Here is a 16,822-nt window from a genome sequence, read left to right as displayed (position 1 = left end):
AATGTTGCAACGCTATTCCCGCATTCCTCACCGATTAGGAAACCAGATCAAAGCCTTGCGGATAGTTCACCGGCGACCAATTCGCTTGGAGCTTCCTCAGTGCAGCTGTCGCGACGGTCCTAATCGCCGAACTAGCGAACGAGTACGACTTCCATCTCAGCTGCACGGTACGACTGAATGGAGGCGCAAAGTCGCCATGCGATAGGCCAGGACCGGGCTTCTTCTCCCGATCTGGCACTCTTTAACGCCAAGTTGGAAGGATGAGATCGTGTGGTGGTGCATGGTATACCAGGCAGCGAAGCTTGAGGGCACAGGCGACGTGAATGGGAGATACCGCAATGAAGGACAAAGCTGGTCGCGACTGCCTTTGCCCGGCTACCCAAATTCTCGTTTTTTTGGTGCCGCAGCCCGGACTGAAGGCTGCGGCTCCCTCGCTCCCGCACGCTACCAGCCCTGGCGGGCATACCATTCGTCGATATCGCGACGAACTCGATCCTTCTCGATACCGTAGCGCTCCTGGATCTTGCCTTCTAGCTGGTCGCGCTTGCCGCCGATGCGGTCGAGATCGTCATCGGTAAGCTTGCCCCACTGCTCCTTGACCTTGCCCTTAACCTGCTTCCAGTTCCCTTCCACGCGGTTCCAATCCATGCTCGGAAGTCTCCTTGTTGAACACGAGGGCAAACGGCCGCAGGGCGCAGATGTTCCGGTGCAGAGTGAACTGCCGCTGGTTTTATTTTGGAACATTTCTGAGCTTGCGATTTGGGAATGAGACGGCGGGCAGTCCCCGCACCCTCGCAAAAGGCGGCTTGCGGGACCGGGTTCCAGAGCCAGCACCGGGCCCCTTGGCTGTTCCCGCCGCGGCGGAGCCTAGGATTGAAGCTTGTACCTCAAAAATCCATCGTCTCTGTTGGTACCGCGGTGTCTCGAGTTTGCCGGCTTCAGTCCGCAGGGCGCCAGACGATCCTATTCTGAGAATCTGAGACTCGAAGCCTGCCGATCCGCAAGTGTTCTGATCTGAGGCGGCTCGTCCCAAGCAAATGCTGACACCTTCGATGTCGGGTAAACGTTTCGCTTGTAGGAGCGATTTTGTTGGTCGTGTCCCATCAAGCGGTGTAGCTGGCGGTTACGAAGCCGCTCGCGAGCGCGCCGTTAGTAGCGCTGTAGCGAGTGAGCGGGGTGTCGGTGGTCATCGGCGTTTTCCGGTAGGGTTTGGTTGTGGATCCAACCCCATTTCGGAAGGACCACCGATGACCGACGACATGATGAACCTGCGCACGCTCGTGGAGAAGACCCCGGATGCCGATCTGCTGCGCGAGATGATCGGCTTTGCCGCCGAGCGGAAGCGCCCCGGCCGTGACAAGCCTGCCGCATCCAAGCTTCCATTGCGGCTTGCAGGGCGCGGCGCATCTAGTCCGAGATGCAGGCCGTGAGCCGCCGTGGCTGTTGGCTGACATGGGACCTTCCGTCCTGACACTAATGCGCAAACTGTCGTGTTACGATCTGATGGCGCTAGGTCACCGATCTGACGGTTCTCAAAACAGATGAGGAGAGTTGCTACGTCCAGAATCAATCCCCGCGCCTTGCTCTTTCACCCCGGCAGCGCAGTCGTCGCCTTGCCGGTCGTGGCAACTGCACTCGGCACAGGGCCGCCGGGCCAAGACCCAGAACGGTCCAATCAATTGCGAATGCTGATTAATGTGCACAAGGCAGCATACTAGTCCTTAGGTGAAAACCGCGGCCTCGGTCGGGAGCCGGAGGCCGCATCGCCAGTTGCCCTTTTTGGCACGCGAACCGAGAGTATGCGAGGCGCCTCAGGCGGCCGCCTGCAAGGCCCGCTCGTTCGCGCCGCTTTCGCCCAGCTTAGTAAGGGTTTCGTCGGTGGCGGATTCTTCCTTGAGGGTCTGGCGCAGCAAGGGCAGCGCATCCTTCAGGCCCAGTTGCTCCGCCCACGCAATCAGCGTGCCGTAGCGCGCCATTTCATAGTGCTCGACCGACTGGGCAGCCGCCACGAGGCCCGCGTCGAGTGCCGGCTCGTTCTTGTATTCCTCGAGGATTTCCGAACCCTCTTCGATGATCCCGTCGATTGCGGGACACGTCTTGGCCCGGGCCTGCTTGCCTAGCATTTCAAAAACTTGCTCGAGCCGGTCGACCTGACCTTCCGTCTCGGTGCGATGCTTTTCGAAGGCTGCGCTCACCTCTTCCGATTGCGCCGCCTTGGCCATCTTCGGCAGCGTCTTTAGAATTTTCTTTTCCGCATAGTAGATGTCTTTCAGGCCATCCACGAACAGGCTTTCCAGGCCGTTCGCAGCGCCGAACGAACTGTTCTTCACCATCAATGTCTCTCCTTCGGTTGGCTTGCTGTTCCAAACAGAACGGCGTTCGCCCAGTGTTCAAAGTTAGCGAAATTCGAGGAAGGCGTTTCGACTTCCTCGAGCAACCAGAACCGACAGAGTCAAGCGACGTTCCCGGCGAAATATTTTGTGATCTTCTACTCGACGAGGCACGGGGTCGGGCTGGGATGGTGATCACTTCGGGGGCGCTTGCCGCCGCGTGAAAAGATTTGGTCTATCATGGTGAGCGCGGCACTTGGCCCGGCAGGGACCAGAAGATCCTGGGCGGCGACCTTCTGAGATGCGGCAAACGGATTGCCAGACGGCATATGCCGTCATGCGTCGTCGACCCGCCGACCAAATGCGCTAGCTGTAACGGGAAAATAGGGCAATTCACCGAAACCGGCTGTCTCGGACGGTGTATGATCGTCGGCAGCCTGATGACGCTGCTGGTCTCGCAGGTCTGATGGCGGAAAGGCTGAGTTGCCGCCTCATTCCTGGAACCCTTGGACTTGGGTCCGATCTCCTTCTAGCGAGGTGGAACCAACGTGCCGTCTGGGTGACTAGACCTTTGGAACGAAAGCCGGTTCCGGGAATTGGTATTCGTCTCGACAATACAGGAGGTTGCCATGGGACGCGGTATATTGCTTTGGCTGCTGGGAGTTCCAATCCCGATAATCATTCTGCTCATGCTGTTCGCACGCTAGGAGCGTCAGATGAACCCCGTAATTGCTGACATTGAAGTTTCCGGCTCAAGGGAGTCGTCGTCATCAGCCGTGAGCTGGGCCCCGATCATTGCGGGTGCTTTTGCTGCGTCGACGCTGACGATAATCCTGATGCTGATCGGCTCGGGACTGGGACTGACGATGATTTCACCCTGGACCGGCGCAAGCGCGTCGGTCACCACTTTCGCGGTTTCGGCCGCCGTATGGCTGGTCGTCGTACAATGGCTGTCGGCCGGGTTAGGCGGTTATCTTACCGGCCGCCTGCGCACAAAATGGGTCGGCGTTCACGATGATGAAGTCTACTTTCGCGATACCGCGCACGGCTTCCTTGCCTGGGCCTTAGCAACGCTGCTGGTTGCGGGGGTCTTCGGCTCGGCTTTATCGGCAACAGTCGGGGCGGGTGTGCAGGCCACGTCCAACGTCGTCTCGGGCATGGCTGCGGGCGCTACTTCCGCCGTCACGAATGCCGCGGGCGGCGCGGGTGACAATGACAGCTTGGGCTACTTCGTCGATGCGCTGTTCCGGCCAGCCAATAGCGGAACCGCCGCTCCTGCTGGCCAGAACGATGCCGGCGCGACCGCCCAGGCGACCCACATCCTTGTCGCGAGCGCTTCCAGGGGAGGGGTATCGGCCGACGACAAGACTTATCTTGCGAAACTGGTCGCATCCCGCACCGGGCTTTCGGAGGCCGATGCCGCAAAGCGCGTAGGCACGGTTCTCGCAGGAATAGAAGACGCCAAGAACAAGGCGAAGGCCGCCGCGGACACTGCCCGAAAGGCAAGCGCCACTTTTGCGCTGGTCGGCGCCCTTTCGATGATCGTGGGTGCTTTCATCGCCGGCGTTGCCGCGGCACTTGGCGGCAATCAGCGCGATGAAGACGCGGCCCGCCACTGACCGCCAGCTGCCTTGCTGGGTTGCCTGATCAAATTCGCCCGTCGGCTTGCCGGCGGGCGCTCGTCTTTGGTGGAACGTGGTAGTCGAAATCAAGGTCGGCTGGTTGAGAGTCTCCGCCTGAGCGAACGTGCTGTGGTGATGTAAGTTGGCCAGCCTCGGCGCCTCGATATCGCCATACCTGTTCATGTTCTATTCCTCCGGGGCAATCGAGGACCAGTGGAACAAGAGCTATCTCCGTGCCAATCGGGCCATAGCGGGACTGGGGATGGCGTTCTGGGGGACCGTTTCGGTAGGCGTGCTGATCGTGGCCGCCCTCATGCTGGCGACGCACGGCTTCGACCAGGTGGAGGACTATCACCAGTTGCCGTTGATGCTGATCCCAGTATTCGGCTTGTGGGGTTTCGTCCTGCTCATAGCCTCTCTCGCCTTTGCCTGCCTGGTGGCGGAGTTGCGGCAGGGCAAGCCGCCAAGGATCGTTGCGATCGAACTTGGCTCCACACTTTGGCGCGCCGCCTCGGCGCAGGACCCGGGCGGTGGATGGCGCAACTCGCGGCAAAGTTGGGCGGCAAGCGCCATGGCGAGCCGCATCGGATCGCCTGGCACAAGGTGAAGGATATCGGTATCGACATCGAGTTCGATGTGGATGTGCGTCAGACGTCGATCTTCGCCTGGCAGGACTGGCTGCGCGATCATGTCATCGGACGCATCCCGGGAGCTTGATGATGACCAACGTCAATCTCGAACATCTAGCTGGGCGATGCGTTCTATCGCAACGAGGCAAGAGCATCGGCTACATCGAGGAAATCTGCGCCGAACGGGATGACGACGATTTCGTCGCGTGGCGGTGCTCGATCTGTTTCGGCTGCGCCGCTGTGATGGTCTGTACCGCATCCCTTGGGACAAGCTCGACATCCGACCCGGCGCGCCCGCGGCTGCTGTGCCCGATGACCGAACTCTCTGGCATGAAGAGCGCACCCGATCTTCGCGAATAGGTCATCGCCGCGCACCGTCGTGAATTTTCAGCGCAGCATGCTCGCGGCCAGAAAAACCGCGGCTGCCACCAAAACGACAGCTGCTATGACCAAGAGCGGCCAGTTGCCGCGAGGCCGCAGTTCCGGTTCGCCTTCGATCGGCCGCATCGCATTGGCGAAGCTGGCGTCGTTCTCGAATTTTGGCCGGGAACGTGGCGGCTCTGCTTCAGCTACCGGATTTTGTGTGTCGGCCGCCTCGGCGTCGGTTTCCAGCGGGGCAATGGCGGGATCGAATCCCGGCGTTTTGTCCTGCGTCGCTCCCGCCTGAATCTCTCCTCTGGCAGAGGCAGGAGTAGGATTTGACATCTTCGCCATGACCTCTCTCTTTCCAATTTCCAACCGAACTCTGCCAAATCCGCGGCGGAGGTTTGCAATGCCTAGATTTGCTCAAGCAGGATCCTGGCGTCCTTGGCCGCAACGATGAACGCCTGTCTCGCGACCTTTGGATCTTTTTCGCCACGCATCACGGCGAGGCACGCCCTGATCGCGGCAAGCCACATTTCGGATGTCGGCTTTGGCCAGTCCCGCAGCAGCACTTCAGCGGCATCGGACACGGGGACGACAACCCTGTCTCGTTCAATTCGGCCCGGTTGAATGACGACCGTTTTTCTGAAACGGCCTGTAAGCACCTGCCCCTCCGAGACCTGCCGCTGTCACTTTACGAAGCCTGCCGAAGGAGACGGCGTCGCGCAGACCGCTCCCAACTCCGCGACCGTCGATTTGTTCCCGCGCACCCGGCGTTTGGAATGGCGGCGCCTAGAAACCGCTTGCCTCCACGGCGGTCTTTGGCGCCGCCTGGTCCGCCATCGTGTCATCTGGACGCGGGGAACAAAGCGCATTTTGGCTTGTTAGGAACGCAGCGAAAATTCGCTCACTGATAAAGGATAAAGCCGATGAAAACACGACACCTTCTTGCCGCCTTCGCCACTGCTTCCGTTGTTCTCGCAATGCCTGCCTTCGCTGCCGACAGTGCCCAGGATTTTGTCGACAAGGCTGCCGTAGGCGGCAAGTTCGAGGTCGATTCGAGCCAGATTGCCCTGGGCAAGACCCAGGACAAGCGCATCAAGGATTTTGCTCAGATGATGATCCGTGACCACGGCGCCGCCAACGCCAAGCTGGAAGCGGTCGCCAACCAACAAAAATTGAAAGTACCGGCAGCGCTCGACGCCCAGCACCAAGCGGATCTGGACAAGCTCAAGAACGCGCAGCAGCCGATCGATCCACTCTATGTCGACATGCAGCGAAAGGCGCATGACGACGCAGTCAAGCTGTTTGAAGATTATGCCAGCGGTGGTGACAACGCGGCACTCAAGACTTTCGCCCAGCAGACGGTCGGTACGCTGAAGATGCACCAGCAGACGATCGAAAAGATCGCCGCCGGGCAAGATGACATCACCGGAGCGACAACGCCGGCGGTGAAGACCGACAATACTCCGAACGCCGCCGCTCTCGTGCCGGGCGCAAACAGCTTCACCGAAGCCCAGGCCAAGAGCCGTATCGAGAATGCGGGATATAAAAACGTGTCGAAGCTTACCAAGGACGACCAGGGCATCTGGCGCGGTCAGGCCGCCAAAGGAGGCGAAAACCTCAACGTTGGGGTCGATTACCAGGGCAACGTCCTTGCAAGCAAGTGAGCATGGATCAGGAGAAATCACATGAAAACGGTAACCGGACTTTTCGACAATTATGACGACGCAGCCGATGCGGTCGGCGAACTCGAGGCGACGGGCGTTCCGCATTCCAATATCAGCATCGTCGCCAATAACTCGGATGACTGGTACGACACAAACCGTTCCGAGGCCGCCGAAGATGCGGGCAGCGGTGCGGGAATCGGAGCTGTGGTCGGCGGTGCCGGGGGCCTGCTCACGGGGCTTGGCGTCATGGCCATCCCTGGTGTTGGCCCGGTGGTCGCGGCCGGATGGCTCGCCGCCACCGCCGTGGGAGCGGTGGCCGGTGCCGTCGCCGGTGGGGCGGCCGGCGGCATCATCGGCGCCCTGACGGACTCGGGCGTGCCCGAGCGCGATGCACACGTGTATGCGGAAGGTGTACGCCGCGGCGGCACCCTGGTGACGGCCAAGGTGCAGGACGAGCTCGTGCCGAACGCCGAGGAGATCTTGGGTCAGTTCCGATCGGTCGACCTGACTGAACGCCGCAGGATGTACGAGGCCGACGGCTGGACCGGCTTCGACGTCAATGCAGGCGAATACGTGCCAGGCGAGATCGACCGCGACCGGGGACGCGCAATCAATCGACGCTGAAAACCGAATCCGCGGACGAGGTCGGGAAACTGGACCTGATCCTGCTGCGGCACCGAATGTAGCCCTCGATCCTGCTTCGTTATGACGGAGCGCTACGATCGAACCCATCTCGACGGAATCGGGTTGGGTTCGATCTCACTTGTGGGGAGCCGTAGGCACGGCGAAGAGGTAGGCGTGAGCCTCTGCCTTTTTCTGCCTTCTGCGGAATCGGCCCTGCACGATCCTTCAGTGACGGAACGGACGGGCCGCCCGCAATAGATGTCATTAAATCAGCTTTGCCGCTCTTAAATGCGTACATCACTGGGGATGCCGATTTCATGGCGGAATTTCCACTTATCACCGACATCCATATTTCCAAGCCCGGCTCTTTTGCAACCAAAACATTGCGGACACGTTTGTCTTACGGTGCGCAACCAGGAGGAGGATGCCGTGAACGGAATAATCTATCTTGTCGGCCTCGTGGTGGTCGTTTTGTTCATTCTGTCACTTTTTGGACTTCGGTAAGATCATGGCCAAAATAGCCCCGACGGAAAGCGTTGCAGTGACCCCAAAAGGGGCTACATCGTCCTATCTTGAATGGGGAGGCATATTCGGCGGGGGTGTCATTGCTTGCGCCACTTCAGTGGTTCTTTTGCAATTCGGGTCAAGTGCTGGTTTGGGGCTGGGTTCTCCAACTCTTCCCAACGGGGGCGCCTCTTGGAATGTGCTCGTGGCCGGGCTGTGGGTAGTTATCGTCGCCATAGCAAGTTCCGCAGCCGGCGGTTATGTAGCTGGACGAATGCGCACGCGCTGGGAAGATAGCAACCAAAGCGAAAGCGAATTCCGCGATGGCATACACGGCATCGCAGTCTGGGCTCTAGCGACACTCGGAGCAGCGTTTTTCTTGGCGATGATTGCTGGCCACGGCGCGGCCGCCATAGCCAATCCCGCTGTCAACGAAAGCACGATGCGCCTTTCAGCCCATATAGCTGCCATATTTGGCTTTGCGACTGCTGCAGGCTCCGCGCTTGGCGCTGCGGCAGCATGGTTTGCAGCGATTTCCGGGGGTGAACACCGCGATGAGGGAATCGCTTTTCACCACGTCGTGCCGGTGTTGTTGCGCAAGCGCTAGGCCGCGGCATCTGTTTCTGTGGGGATATCTGTGGGGTAGCGGAAATGCCGTGTTGCTAACCCATTGTTTTGACTGGTCGGAGTGGCAGGATTTGAACCTGCGACCCCCTCGTCCCGAACGAAGCGTTTTGCGACCGAAAGCCTGGATTTCCGGGCTTCTTTGTTGCCGTTCCGGCCGTTTGTTCCTCTTTATTTCCGGGGTTTCCGGTAGGTTTCCGGTAGGTATCGGGCATGTGTTCTAGGCCTGTTCTATCGCATCCGAACGACATTGCTCTTAACCTTGAGGGCTGGAGCCTTCGCCGTGATCCGCTCCGCCGCTTCGGCTTGGAAGTCGGGATGATGGTGGTAATAGGTCGAGCGGAGAACCGCCTCCGTCATGCCAAGATAGTCGGCAGCGAGCGATACATCGGTGCCGTTCTGCATAAGCCACGTTGCAGCGGTATGGCGAAGGACGTGCGGCGTTACGTCGGTTTCGAAGTTGCCCTCTTCGTCATGCCACCCAAGCCCGGCCGCCTCGCACGCCGACTTGAACGCCTTGCGGACAGAGCCGATCGGCTGGCCTTCCCACTCGACAACGAAATCATGCGAGATCATGCGGCCTAAATTTAGGCTCTTCCGTCGCTTCTCATATTTCAGGAAGATCGGCGTCCGTGACCAGCGCCGCATATGCGCGACCAGGCGGTCGGGGAGCCGCACCGGCGGCTGACGCTTCTTCGTCTCGCGCTCGCCGTCCGCCCGGCGGAAGAACACGCCTCGATCGAGGTCGACATAGGCCCGGCCTTCAGTAGGGCGGATTGCAGCGTCACAGATCGCGCCCGACCGCGTGCCGGTGTAGAGCGCGGTCAAGATGAAGCGAGCGACGTGGCGGCCGGTGTAGCGGTCGCTGGCTTGACCTTTCCACGTCTGGCGCATCCGCCACGCGGCGCGGATAAGACGCGCGGCCTCGGCCCTCGTAAGCCAGCGCTGGCGACCTTCTGGTTTGTCCGGCAGCACGATCGCCGGGATCGAGGTGACATAGCCTTCTCTGTAGTAGTGCTTGAGGGCGGCGCGGAGGTCTTCAAGCTGGCGACGGCCGGCGGGTGCGGTTGCCGCCTGCCGCATGTAGTCGCGGCAGACCTTGCCGTTGATCTCGCTTACGTTCATGCGGCCGAAGAACTTCAGGACGGCGGCGAGGCGGGCGGCGGTTTCGGACGGCCTCGCATGGTCGGGGGCAACGTCAGTCGAGTAGACGTTGATAACGTCGTTGATTTTTACCTGATCGGGGTCACGGTTACGGTCGCGCGCCGGGGCGTGCTTTTCCGCGAGGTGCTTTTGGAGGCGTTTCTCAGCCTCGCCAAGCTCGCTTCGGCCGCAGCCTGTGCCAATTCGACGATCTCCGTCTTGGATATACCAGCCGGCGGCGTGCATGAGTGAGCCGTTTTTCTTCCGGTATTCGTCTCGCCAGACGAGGCGGGCACCTTTGGAGGGACGCGGCATGCCTGGACCATCCTTTCGATCGCGGCCAAGGTCACGTACTCCCGGCCGGCAATAATAGCGGTTTCGAGGCGACCGGCGTCGCGTTCCCTGCGCAAGCCTTTCGTTCCCATTGATCCATCGGGGAACGCGATCCTTGCGGCCGTGTCAAGCCGGATCGGCCGATCTTTGTGGTAATTGCAAAGAGGCATTGTTGTAACGTGTTCGGTTTTTGTCATGTGGCACCATCAGGCAAAGCCAAGCCCGTCCGTGCGGACCGCGAGCGGGCACACAGGTTCGGCGTGGTCAGATTGAACAGGAATGGGGTCAGGGAGCGCCGTGGGGCGCGATAGAGAGGATCGACGGGCTTCTAGGCGCGGTGAGTGCGCCGCCGGACGATCCTGCTCACGGCACCGCCGCTCAACCGAAAGAGTTTGCCTAACGTGCGATGTTGCATCACGCCTCGGAGATTGCGGATCGCTTCAACCCTGCGAGGGGTCTGCTTGCGGAAGATGCTTGTGCCGTGAGCGATCCGATCCGCCGCGTTCTCTTTCGGCGTCTTCCACTCCAGATGAGCCGGTGCGACGCAGCCATCATGTCCGCGACCGCATGTATGCGCAGCCTGATGCTTGGATGTCGTCGGAGCACCGTGAGCGCGCTTGCATACGAACCGGTGCGCGTATTCGTGGTTTTTCCCGATGCGTATGCGACCGTAGCCGTCGGCATTCCGACCATGCGGCCAAATTAGGCATTCGTTGGTATCGTGCAGCAGGGCGACTTCCAAGAGGAAGCGCATCGACGCGCCGCGAGGCGCAGGACGGCGACGAATAGGCTTAAGACCATGGTTCATAGGCATTGTTTTTTCCTTCGATTAGAGCCGAGGGCGCTCCGCTCAGGGCGGCCGGTCGGCATTGATGCGCGCGCGAATGCGGGCCGCCGGGCGAAGTCGCGGGCGGTCAAATTTGGCGGCGATGGAGGGGTTGTGAGACTGATGCCTTTTGTCAGCTATGGGCGTTGGAACCCGGCATCGGCTGGTGATTTCGGCCTTATAAACCTTGGTTTTGCGGCCTTTGGCTGGTAGTGTTGTCGGCAGCGGTTTGGGAACCGTTTATCTTTGCTGCCGCTTTCGAGGCTTCCGCTTCGGAGGCGGTTTTCTTTTGGGAGGCGGGTCCGGCGGGATCAGCTTTGGCAAAGACGCGATCGACACGCTGCGAGCCGTCAAGTAGGCCAGCCTTCGGGCAAGGAGAGTTGACACATTCTCTCGGTTCGCCTCGATTTCGGCCAGTAGAGCCGCCGCCGCTTTCGTCTGCGACACGCGCTTGCCTCGAAACGGTTCGCCTCTCTGGTATTTCGGGTGCCGCTTTCCCCGCACCCTCACAAGTTCCCTCTCAATCTCCGGCCCGAGCCATTGTCGTTGCTTCTGGAGGTAAGCGACAAGACCGGCACGGTCATAGATGCGCCGAACATCAATGACCCGGCTGGGATAGCGGCATGCCCATTTTTCAAGAGTATCGAAGTTCTCTCGGTCGATGCGTGCAAGCATGTGACCGTGGAGGTCGCCGATCGGCGTCTTTTCAAAGACCGTTAGAGCGAGCAGGGGGGCTTCGCGCCGCTTGAGCATGTCGTTCAAGTCGGAACGAGCCTTTGCACAATACTGAAGGCTTTCGGCGTCGCCGGAGACGGAGGGCATTATAGTGACCACGACATTGCATTCGGCCGCGTGCGCGAAGTCGTTGATCGTGCGCATCTCTGTGCGCGTCAACAATGCCGTCGAGGGCCATCCACCTGTCTGTATTTTTAAGGACTTTCCAACCACGCTGAATAACTACTAATGCGCGACCGTCTCTGGCGACGCATTATCCCTGTTTAAAATGCTGTTTTCGCTGGATTTTCTCCGGTGTTCCCAGTCGGAAAAACGTGGATACTTGCTCACGGCCGTGCGGGGCCTTTCAGGCAACAAAAAGCCCGGCGCGAGGCCGGGCTTTGCACCGTCGATGTCCTTAGGGGTCAGGTGGGCTCACGCCCGAAAACCAGTTCGCGAGCGCGGATGATTTCGAGAACCTTTTGGGTGTAAAGGCGGCGCGGTCGGCTCTTGGAAGCTACGATCGAGGGCCAGCGCTCGATCCAACCAGAAACTGTTTGGTGTGGCACGGCGGCAAGGCGCGCACTCTCGGCAACGGTGACAGTGTTTTCAAGTTTCGTAATCATGGGGAAAGCTCTCAAGGCACGCGAAAGCGCTCCAGCGTGACAGCGCTAGAGATCAAGGCTCGCGAAGGTGGGAACAAAAAAGCCGCCCGGCTTGGGGCGGCTCTCTAGGGGCGGACCGACGGAGTTCGACGCCCTGCATTAAGCCCTACTTTGCATCAGACGTCGGTGCAAGTCCGCTTGCACAAATTTCACACAATTAAAAATGGTTGGCGTCCGCCGAGATATCGAAGCTCAACGCGATACCCACCAATGGTTCGCTTAGGGTGTACCGTTTTCGCACTCCCGGCCACTTAGGTTCCTTAATTCAATTTGACAACTCAAATCGAACTGCATAATAGCGAACTATCCAAATCGAACTATGAGGGTTTTTATGTTCGTTCGGGCCTATTTACGCGCATCGACCAAAGAGCAGGACGCAGAACGGGCAAAGGCCGATCTTCAGGCGTTCGCGAAGAATAAGGGATTGGCAATTGCCGCAACCTACGTCGAGAATGAGAGCGGGGCGTCACTTCAGCGGCCGGAGCTTTTCCGGCTGCTCGCTGACTGCCAGCCCGGCGATATTCTGCTGATCGAGCAAGTCGACCGCCTAAGTCGCTTGAACGCGACGGATTGGGATCGTCTCAAGCGCGAGATCGACGATCGTAAGGTGCGGGTTGTCGCTTTGGACTTGCCGACCTCCCATATGATGATGACGCCTACGGCCGACGAGTTCACCGGCCGCATGTTCGGCGCGATCAACGGCATGATGCTCGACATGCTCGCGGCAATCGCCCGAAAAGACTACGAGGATCGACGTCGGCGCCAAGCGCAAGGCATCGAGAAGGCAAAAGCCGGCGGCCTATACCGAGGGCGCCCTGAAGACGCGAAGCGCAATGCCGCTATAGTAAGGATGCTGAAGGACGGCCAAAGCTGGAATAGCATTGTTTCCGCTACCGGTTGTTCACGATCAACGCTTAGCAGGCTCGCAAAAAGAGCCTGATTTCCCATTGCTATGATCGGCAGGTGCTGTGCGCGTCTGTTTAAGACCGTTGAGTTGTCCCGTACTTGTCTTGCAAGCTATTGTTTTCATTATATCTCGTTCTGGCTTGGACGGGCTTTCGTGCCCATCTCGAACCGACTTGCGCTCTCAGCGCGCGAATGGCAACTACATCATCAACAACGACAATGCAGGCGATTGTGTTTCGCGTGATGTGGGGCGTGTATTAATATCCCACGCGTTCGCCGTTCAATCGATGCAACTATCGATGGCCTCTCTCCCTTCTCGGCCAATGAACGAGGCTTAGCGCCGACAGTTCCTCTTGCCACGCCGGTCGGCAACCAAACATGGACGTCGGCAGGATCTAGGGCTTATAAGCGCTGACGGCTGCACATAACGCACTTCCAGCAATATCCGAGAGCTTTGCGTGACGATAGAAAAGCTAGATCCAATCGAACTCCGGCTTAGGAGGATGTTTACCCCAAGCCCTAACCGAGCAGCCAACGGCGATCGCAGCGTTTGGCTGTCTTCCAGCATCGGTAGCGTCCGCACCCAGAACCAAGATCGCGTGGCCCACCTAGTAATGCGTGACAAGGAGACGCCTGCCAGGGACTTCCGTGTCGCCGTTCTTTCCGATGGCATGGGAGGGATGGCTCAGGGCGACGTTGCTGCAACAATCACGGTCAGTGCATTTTTGACCAGATTGCTGAGAACGACGCGCCTTTCCCCTAGAGAAAGGCTTGAGGGCGCCGCCAACTATGCAAATGAGGCGGTTTTTAGTGCGCTCAATTTGACAGGGGGAGCCACGCTTTCTGCGGTTCTTATTGACCGGTCTGGGAAGCACTTTGGTGTAAATGTAGGGGATAGCCGGATATACGGTATTTCGCGGTCCAAAGAATTGTTTCAAGTAAGTACCGATGATACGATTGCAGGATATTTGGGGGCGGGCGCCAATGGGGGGCGTGTGAGTGGAGAACTTGTACAGTTCATTGGTATGGAGCAAGGGAGCCTCGAACCCCACGTGATAGAGCTTCAGTCAGGGCGTTTCGACTACGCCCTCCTGACGACGGACGGCCTACATGGAACCGACATCGAGACGATGAAGAAGATCACATCTCGCTGCCAGGCATTGGACCGCGAGCTCCTCAGCAAATTGACATCCCTCAGCAATCTTCTTGGCGGACGCGACAACGCATCCGGCGTCGTTTTGAATTTAAACCAGGATTTCGGGACCGAGCCAATAGAAGGTCGAGAGGTTACTGTGTTTTCCGTCTCGGAAAATTTGAACATTTGGATTACGAAAAGCGGCGGGGAAAGATCGGATCGTGAACAATTAGGTGCTGCATCGGAACGGCCTCGAAAGGTCGAAGAAGAAGGTCATGCCCCAGTGCCCAAGGCGCCCGCTGGCCAATCACGGCAGAGCAAACCAGCGCGAAAGTCTAAGCGGAGCAAAAAAGGTGTACCGCCGCAAGACGCTTCGCTCCCGCTTGAACCACCAACCAAGCCAATTCTGAACGTTGAATTTCCACCGCGTGACAACGACAAATGAAAATTCCCGCGCGTTATGTCAGCCAGGGAAAGAGCTTTGGCAACGGAGGAATGGGCGAAGCTGCTCTATACAAAGACATTCCCCTAGACCGGCTTGTCGTGATTAAAAGCCTGAAGGCGCACGTCGAGAAGAAAAGACTGCTTGACGAAATATCTGCCCTTCAGTCGATTAGATCGAAACACGTTGTTCAGATTTACGATGTAATCCCCGACGCCAAAGGCGACCTGGTTGGTCTCGTCGAAGAATATTTAGACGGCAATGACCTGACCGACGTGAAACCGCCGAACGATCTACATGAATTCTTAAAGATAGCATTTCCGATCGCGCGAGGGATTTCGGACATACACGCTGCGGGACGAATTCATCGTGATATTAAACGGCAGAACATGAAATTCGATGGCGAAGGTTGCTTAAAGATTTTCGACTTCGGTCTTTCACGAACTGAAAAGGTTGACGCAAACACTGTCGGGCAGATCGGAACTCGCGGCTACATGGCTCCCGAATTGTTTATTCCGGATGCCAGCGGAAAAGTATCCTTTACGCGCGCTGTAGATGTTTTTGCGTTCGGATCGACGTGTATGGCTATCTCACTCGGAAAGCTTCCAGTCGACCTGAAAAAGCTGCCGCCTGCGCTCCCATCGGCTGGCGTCGGTTTCAAATCGCTTCCGTTTGCCCTTCCTGCCGATATTTTGATGATACTAGATAGATGCTTTTCCGTGGCGCCTGCGCAAAGACCAAGTATGGCCGCAATCGCAGACCTAATGGGACGCCACCTATTAAAAGATCGGCACCGGGCTCTCCTGGTTCACAGCGGGGTAAGGTATGTTCTGGATGCGAAGCAAAAGGTGGCCAATCTGTCGGTCGCAGGCCAAGGCGCGTTCACTATTACCTATGATGGATTTGGCTTCGTCGTCGGGAATGTTGCTGGAAGCGTCTTCGTAAACAACATGGTAGCCGCGAATGGGATGGTCCTTCCGGGAGCCTGCGTGATTGTACTGGGTGCTCCAGCTCTCGGAACGCAGAGGACATCCATAACGGTAGACATATCTCACCCGGAGGTCTCGACATGAGCGGCATGCTTCATAAGCCTGGCGATACTATTGCCGATCGCTATCTAGTTTCAGTCTATGTTGGCGAAGGCGGTATGCAAGAGGTGTACAGTGCTCAGGATACGCTTTTAGGTAAATACGTAGCTCTGAAAGGTCCGAAGAACGCCTCTGCCTCAAAGAGATTTCATCGAAGTGCGATCGTCAGTGCCAGGGTAAACCACGCCAATGTCGCGAAAACTTTGGACTATATTGAGGAAAACGGACGATCATATTTAATTGAAGAGCTTATTGACGGCTGTGACCTTAGGGTAATGCTTACAAAATATGTGCCAAAGTTTGATCCATACATAGTTTCGCGCATCTTGCATCACTTGGCCAAAGGCATCGCCGCCTCTCATCATGCGGGTGTGATCCATCGAGACTTGAAACCCAGCAATGTCATGGCGGTTGGCGGCCCTGCCTTGAATGGCCTGAAGATTACCGACTTTGGCATCGCCAAGATGGCCGAGAAGGAATTGGAGGAGGCGGTGGAAGGGGGAGAGGGAAGCCTCACTGCATCTGCAACGGCTATCGGAGCCCTGCCATACATGGCTCCGGAGATGATTGAAAGTATGAAGGCAGCGGGTAAACCGGCCGATATATGGTCACTCAGTGCGATGATGTTTGAGCTTCTAACCGGCGAAAGGCCATTTGGCGCCGGGCTAAAAGCGATACCGAAAATATTAGCTTGCGACATTCGTGCGATACCGCCTCAACTTACCGGGCATCCGCAATTCAAATCGGCCGCATCAGAACTGCTCACGATCTTGAATGCCTGCTTAGTACTCGATCCTGGCAAGCGACTGACCGCCGACGCTGTAGTCACCGCATGCGAGGAACTCTGTTATTCGGTAGGGCCGCGAGAATTTGGTACTGTTTCTTATTTCGATAATGGATATTGGGGATTTATTCAGCCTCCGAAGGGTGACAACGTATTTTTTCACAGAAACAGCATATATGGAGGCGATAAAGTCAAGCTTGGAGATCGATATTGGTACGCTAAGCATCAAGGCGGACAGGCAGATCGTGCGTTTCCGCTTGTTAAGGCTCGATAAGTTAAAAGCCGAAAGATTTTTTTACACTTTCTGTTGGGGACCGTTGCAACTTCGATCTGTTGCAAATTCGTCGCCGGTGAACTATCCGCAAGGCTTTGATCTGGTTTCCTAATCGGTGAGGAATGCGGGAATAGCGTTGCAACATT

Annotated in this window: 18 protein-coding genes; 11 read left to right on the top strand and 7 right to left on the bottom strand. The window is 57.9% G+C overall.

The features are described from left to right. Positions 1–444: 444 nt before the first annotated feature. On the bottom strand, positions 445–648 hold the full coding sequence (locus tag LB536_RS30205) for a CsbD family protein (protein ID WP_140764736.1): 204 nt from the start codon (positions 646–648) through the stop codon (positions 445–447). 599 nt (positions 649–1,247) lie between these two features. On the opposite strand from LB536_RS30205, the gene LB536_RS30200 reads away from it, so the two are divergent. Continuing rightward, positions 1,248–1,430 carry a hypothetical protein gene (locus LB536_RS30200; protein WP_140764739.1) on the top strand — a complete coding sequence of 61 codons (183 nt, stop codon included), beginning with the start codon at positions 1,248–1,250 and terminating at the stop codon, positions 1,428–1,430. A gap of 381 nt (positions 1,431–1,811) precedes the next feature. Here LB536_RS30200 and LB536_RS30195 read toward each other — a convergent pair whose 3' ends face one another. After that, positions 1,812–2,333, bottom strand: coding sequence for a ferritin-like domain-containing protein (locus LB536_RS30195; protein WP_224598913.1), 522 nt, complete (start codon positions 2,331–2,333; stop codon positions 1,812–1,814). 713 nt (positions 2,334–3,046) lie between these two features. On the opposite strand from LB536_RS30195, the gene LB536_RS30190 reads away from it, so the two are divergent. The 3 genes from LB536_RS30190 to LB536_RS30180 all read left to right on the top strand — a co-directional run bounded on the left by LB536_RS30190 (position 3,047) and on the right by LB536_RS30180 (position 4,941). After that, positions 3,047–3,949 carry a hypothetical protein gene (locus tag LB536_RS30190; RefSeq protein ID WP_224598909.1) on the top strand — a complete coding sequence of 301 codons (903 nt, stop codon included), beginning with the start codon at positions 3,047–3,049 and terminating at the stop codon, positions 3,947–3,949. Positions 3,950–4,094: 145 nt separating this feature from the next. Next, positions 4,095–4,559: a divalent metal cation transporter gene (locus LB536_RS30185; RefSeq protein ID WP_224598907.1), complete on the top strand. Its 465-nt coding sequence runs from the start codon at positions 4,095–4,097 to the stop codon at positions 4,557–4,559. A 112-nt stretch (positions 4,560–4,671) separates the two neighbouring features. Then, on the top strand, positions 4,672–4,941 hold the full coding sequence (locus LB536_RS30180) for a hypothetical protein (protein WP_224598904.1): 270 nt from the start codon (positions 4,672–4,674) through the stop codon (positions 4,939–4,941). A 27-nt stretch (positions 4,942–4,968) separates the two neighbouring features. Here the strand turns inward: LB536_RS30180 and LB536_RS30175 are convergent, their stop codons facing one another. Next, a complete protein-coding gene (locus tag LB536_RS30175) occupies positions 4,969–5,319 on the bottom strand; it encodes a hypothetical protein (RefSeq protein ID WP_411966611.1) in 351 nt (116 codons plus the stop codon). Between the two features lie 38 nt (positions 5,320–5,357). Continuing rightward, positions 5,358–5,609, bottom strand: coding sequence for a DUF982 domain-containing protein (locus LB536_RS30170; protein ID WP_224598902.1), 252 nt, complete (start codon positions 5,607–5,609; stop codon positions 5,358–5,360). Between the two features lie 264 nt (positions 5,610–5,873). Between LB536_RS30170 and LB536_RS30165 the strand changes: the two genes are divergently transcribed. The 3 genes from LB536_RS30165 (at position 5,874) to LB536_RS30155 (ending at position 8,349) form a co-directional block, all read left to right on the top strand. After that, positions 5,874–6,614, top strand: coding sequence for a DUF4142 domain-containing protein (locus tag LB536_RS30165; protein ID WP_224598899.1), 741 nt, complete (start codon positions 5,874–5,876; stop codon positions 6,612–6,614). A gap of 21 nt (positions 6,615–6,635) precedes the next feature. Further along, positions 6,636–7,238: a general stress protein gene (locus tag LB536_RS30160; RefSeq protein WP_224598894.1), complete on the top strand. Its 603-nt coding sequence runs from the start codon at positions 6,636–6,638 to the stop codon at positions 7,236–7,238. 448 nt (positions 7,239–7,686) lie between these two features. After that, positions 7,687–8,349, top strand: a complete 663-nt coding sequence (locus LB536_RS30155; protein WP_224598892.1) for a hypothetical protein — start codon at positions 7,687–7,689, stop codon at positions 8,347–8,349. 248 nt (positions 8,350–8,597) lie between these two features. Here the strand turns inward: LB536_RS30155 and LB536_RS30150 are convergent, their stop codons facing one another. The 3 genes from LB536_RS30150 to LB536_RS30140 form a co-directional block, all read right to left on the bottom strand. Beyond that, positions 8,598–9,824 (bottom strand): tyrosine-type recombinase/integrase, encoded by a 1,227-nt coding sequence (locus tag LB536_RS30150; RefSeq protein ID WP_224598890.1) that lies wholly within the window; start codon positions 9,822–9,824, stop codon positions 8,598–8,600. Positions 9,825–10,908: 1,084 nt separating this feature from the next. Next, positions 10,909–11,547 (bottom strand): hypothetical protein, encoded by a 639-nt coding sequence (locus LB536_RS30145; protein ID WP_224598888.1) that lies wholly within the window; start codon positions 11,545–11,547, stop codon positions 10,909–10,911. Positions 11,548–11,807: 260 nt separating this feature from the next. Beyond that, positions 11,808–12,008, bottom strand: a complete 201-nt coding sequence (locus LB536_RS30140) for a hypothetical protein (RefSeq protein WP_135932139.1) — start codon at positions 12,006–12,008, stop codon at positions 11,808–11,810. A 370-nt stretch (positions 12,009–12,378) separates the two neighbouring features. Here LB536_RS30140 and LB536_RS30135 point away from each other — a divergent pair, with 370 nt between their 5' ends. From LB536_RS30135 to LB536_RS30120, 4 genes are all read left to right on the top strand, one after another. Further along, positions 12,379–12,987, top strand: a complete 609-nt coding sequence (locus tag LB536_RS30135) for a recombinase family protein (RefSeq protein ID WP_224598886.1) — start codon at positions 12,379–12,381, stop codon at positions 12,985–12,987. A gap of 469 nt (positions 12,988–13,456) precedes the next feature. Then, a complete protein-coding gene (locus LB536_RS30130) occupies positions 13,457–14,533 on the top strand; it encodes a PP2C family protein-serine/threonine phosphatase (RefSeq protein WP_224598914.1) in 1,077 nt (358 codons plus the stop codon). After that, positions 14,530–15,603 (top strand): serine/threonine-protein kinase, encoded by a 1,074-nt coding sequence (locus LB536_RS30125; RefSeq protein WP_224598884.1) that lies wholly within the window; start codon positions 14,530–14,532, stop codon positions 15,601–15,603. The genes LB536_RS30130 and LB536_RS30125 overlap by 4 nt, the downstream gene beginning before the upstream one ends. Continuing rightward, positions 15,600–16,676 (top strand): serine/threonine-protein kinase, encoded by a 1,077-nt coding sequence (locus LB536_RS30120; RefSeq protein ID WP_224598882.1) that lies wholly within the window; start codon positions 15,600–15,602, stop codon positions 16,674–16,676. The genes LB536_RS30125 and LB536_RS30120 overlap by 4 nt, the downstream gene beginning before the upstream one ends. The last annotated feature ends 146 nt before the right edge of the window (positions 16,677–16,822 follow it).

This window comes from Mesorhizobium sp. ES1-3 (genome assembly GCF_020164795.1).
Classification (GTDB): domain Bacteria; phylum Pseudomonadota; class Alphaproteobacteria; order Rhizobiales; family Rhizobiaceae; genus Mesorhizobium.
The sequence above is the reverse complement of the archived record's forward strand: the minus strand, read 5'-3'. Positions and strand labels throughout refer to the sequence as shown.

What these genes read in the sequence shown, in the direction of transcription:
- LB536_RS30140 (WP_135932139.1), bottom strand. Translation starts at nt 12,008, where the DNA reads ATGATTACGAAACTTGAAAACACTGTCACCGTTGCCGAGAGTGCGCGC.
- LB536_RS30180 (WP_224598904.1), top strand. Translation starts at nt 4,672, where the DNA reads ATGACCAACGTCAATCTCGAACATCTAGCTGGGCGATGCGTTCTATCG.
- LB536_RS30150 (WP_224598890.1), bottom strand. Translation starts at nt 9,824, where the DNA reads ATGCCGCGTCCCTCCAAAGGTGCCCGCCTCGTCTGGCGAGACGAATAC.
- LB536_RS30125 (WP_224598884.1), top strand. Translation starts at nt 14,530, where the DNA reads ATGAAAATTCCCGCGCGTTATGTCAGCCAGGGAAAGAGCTTTGGCAAC.
- LB536_RS30205 (WP_140764736.1), bottom strand. Translation starts at nt 648, where the DNA reads ATGGATTGGAACCGCGTGGAAGGGAACTGGAAGCAGGTTAAGGGCAAG.
- LB536_RS30135 (WP_224598886.1), top strand. Translation starts at nt 12,379, where the DNA reads ATGTTCGTTCGGGCCTATTTACGCGCATCGACCAAAGAGCAGGACGCA.
- LB536_RS30195 (WP_224598913.1), bottom strand. Translation starts at nt 2,333, where the DNA reads ATGGTGAAGAACAGTTCGTTCGGCGCTGCGAACGGCCTGGAAAGCCTG.
- LB536_RS30160 (WP_224598894.1), top strand. Translation starts at nt 6,636, where the DNA reads ATGAAAACGGTAACCGGACTTTTCGACAATTATGACGACGCAGCCGAT.
- LB536_RS30200 (WP_140764739.1), top strand. Translation starts at nt 1,248, where the DNA reads ATGACCGACGACATGATGAACCTGCGCACGCTCGTGGAGAAGACCCCG.
- LB536_RS30120 (WP_224598882.1), top strand. Translation starts at nt 15,600, where the DNA reads ATGAGCGGCATGCTTCATAAGCCTGGCGATACTATTGCCGATCGCTAT.
- LB536_RS30145 (WP_224598888.1), bottom strand. Translation starts at nt 11,547, where the DNA reads ATGCGCACGATCAACGACTTCGCGCACGCGGCCGAATGCAATGTCGTG.
- LB536_RS30165 (WP_224598899.1), top strand. Translation starts at nt 5,874, where the DNA reads ATGAAAACACGACACCTTCTTGCCGCCTTCGCCACTGCTTCCGTTGTT.
- LB536_RS30190 (WP_224598909.1), top strand. Translation starts at nt 3,047, where the DNA reads ATGAACCCCGTAATTGCTGACATTGAAGTTTCCGGCTCAAGGGAGTCG.
- LB536_RS30130 (WP_224598914.1), top strand. Translation starts at nt 13,457, where the DNA reads ATGTTTACCCCAAGCCCTAACCGAGCAGCCAACGGCGATCGCAGCGTT.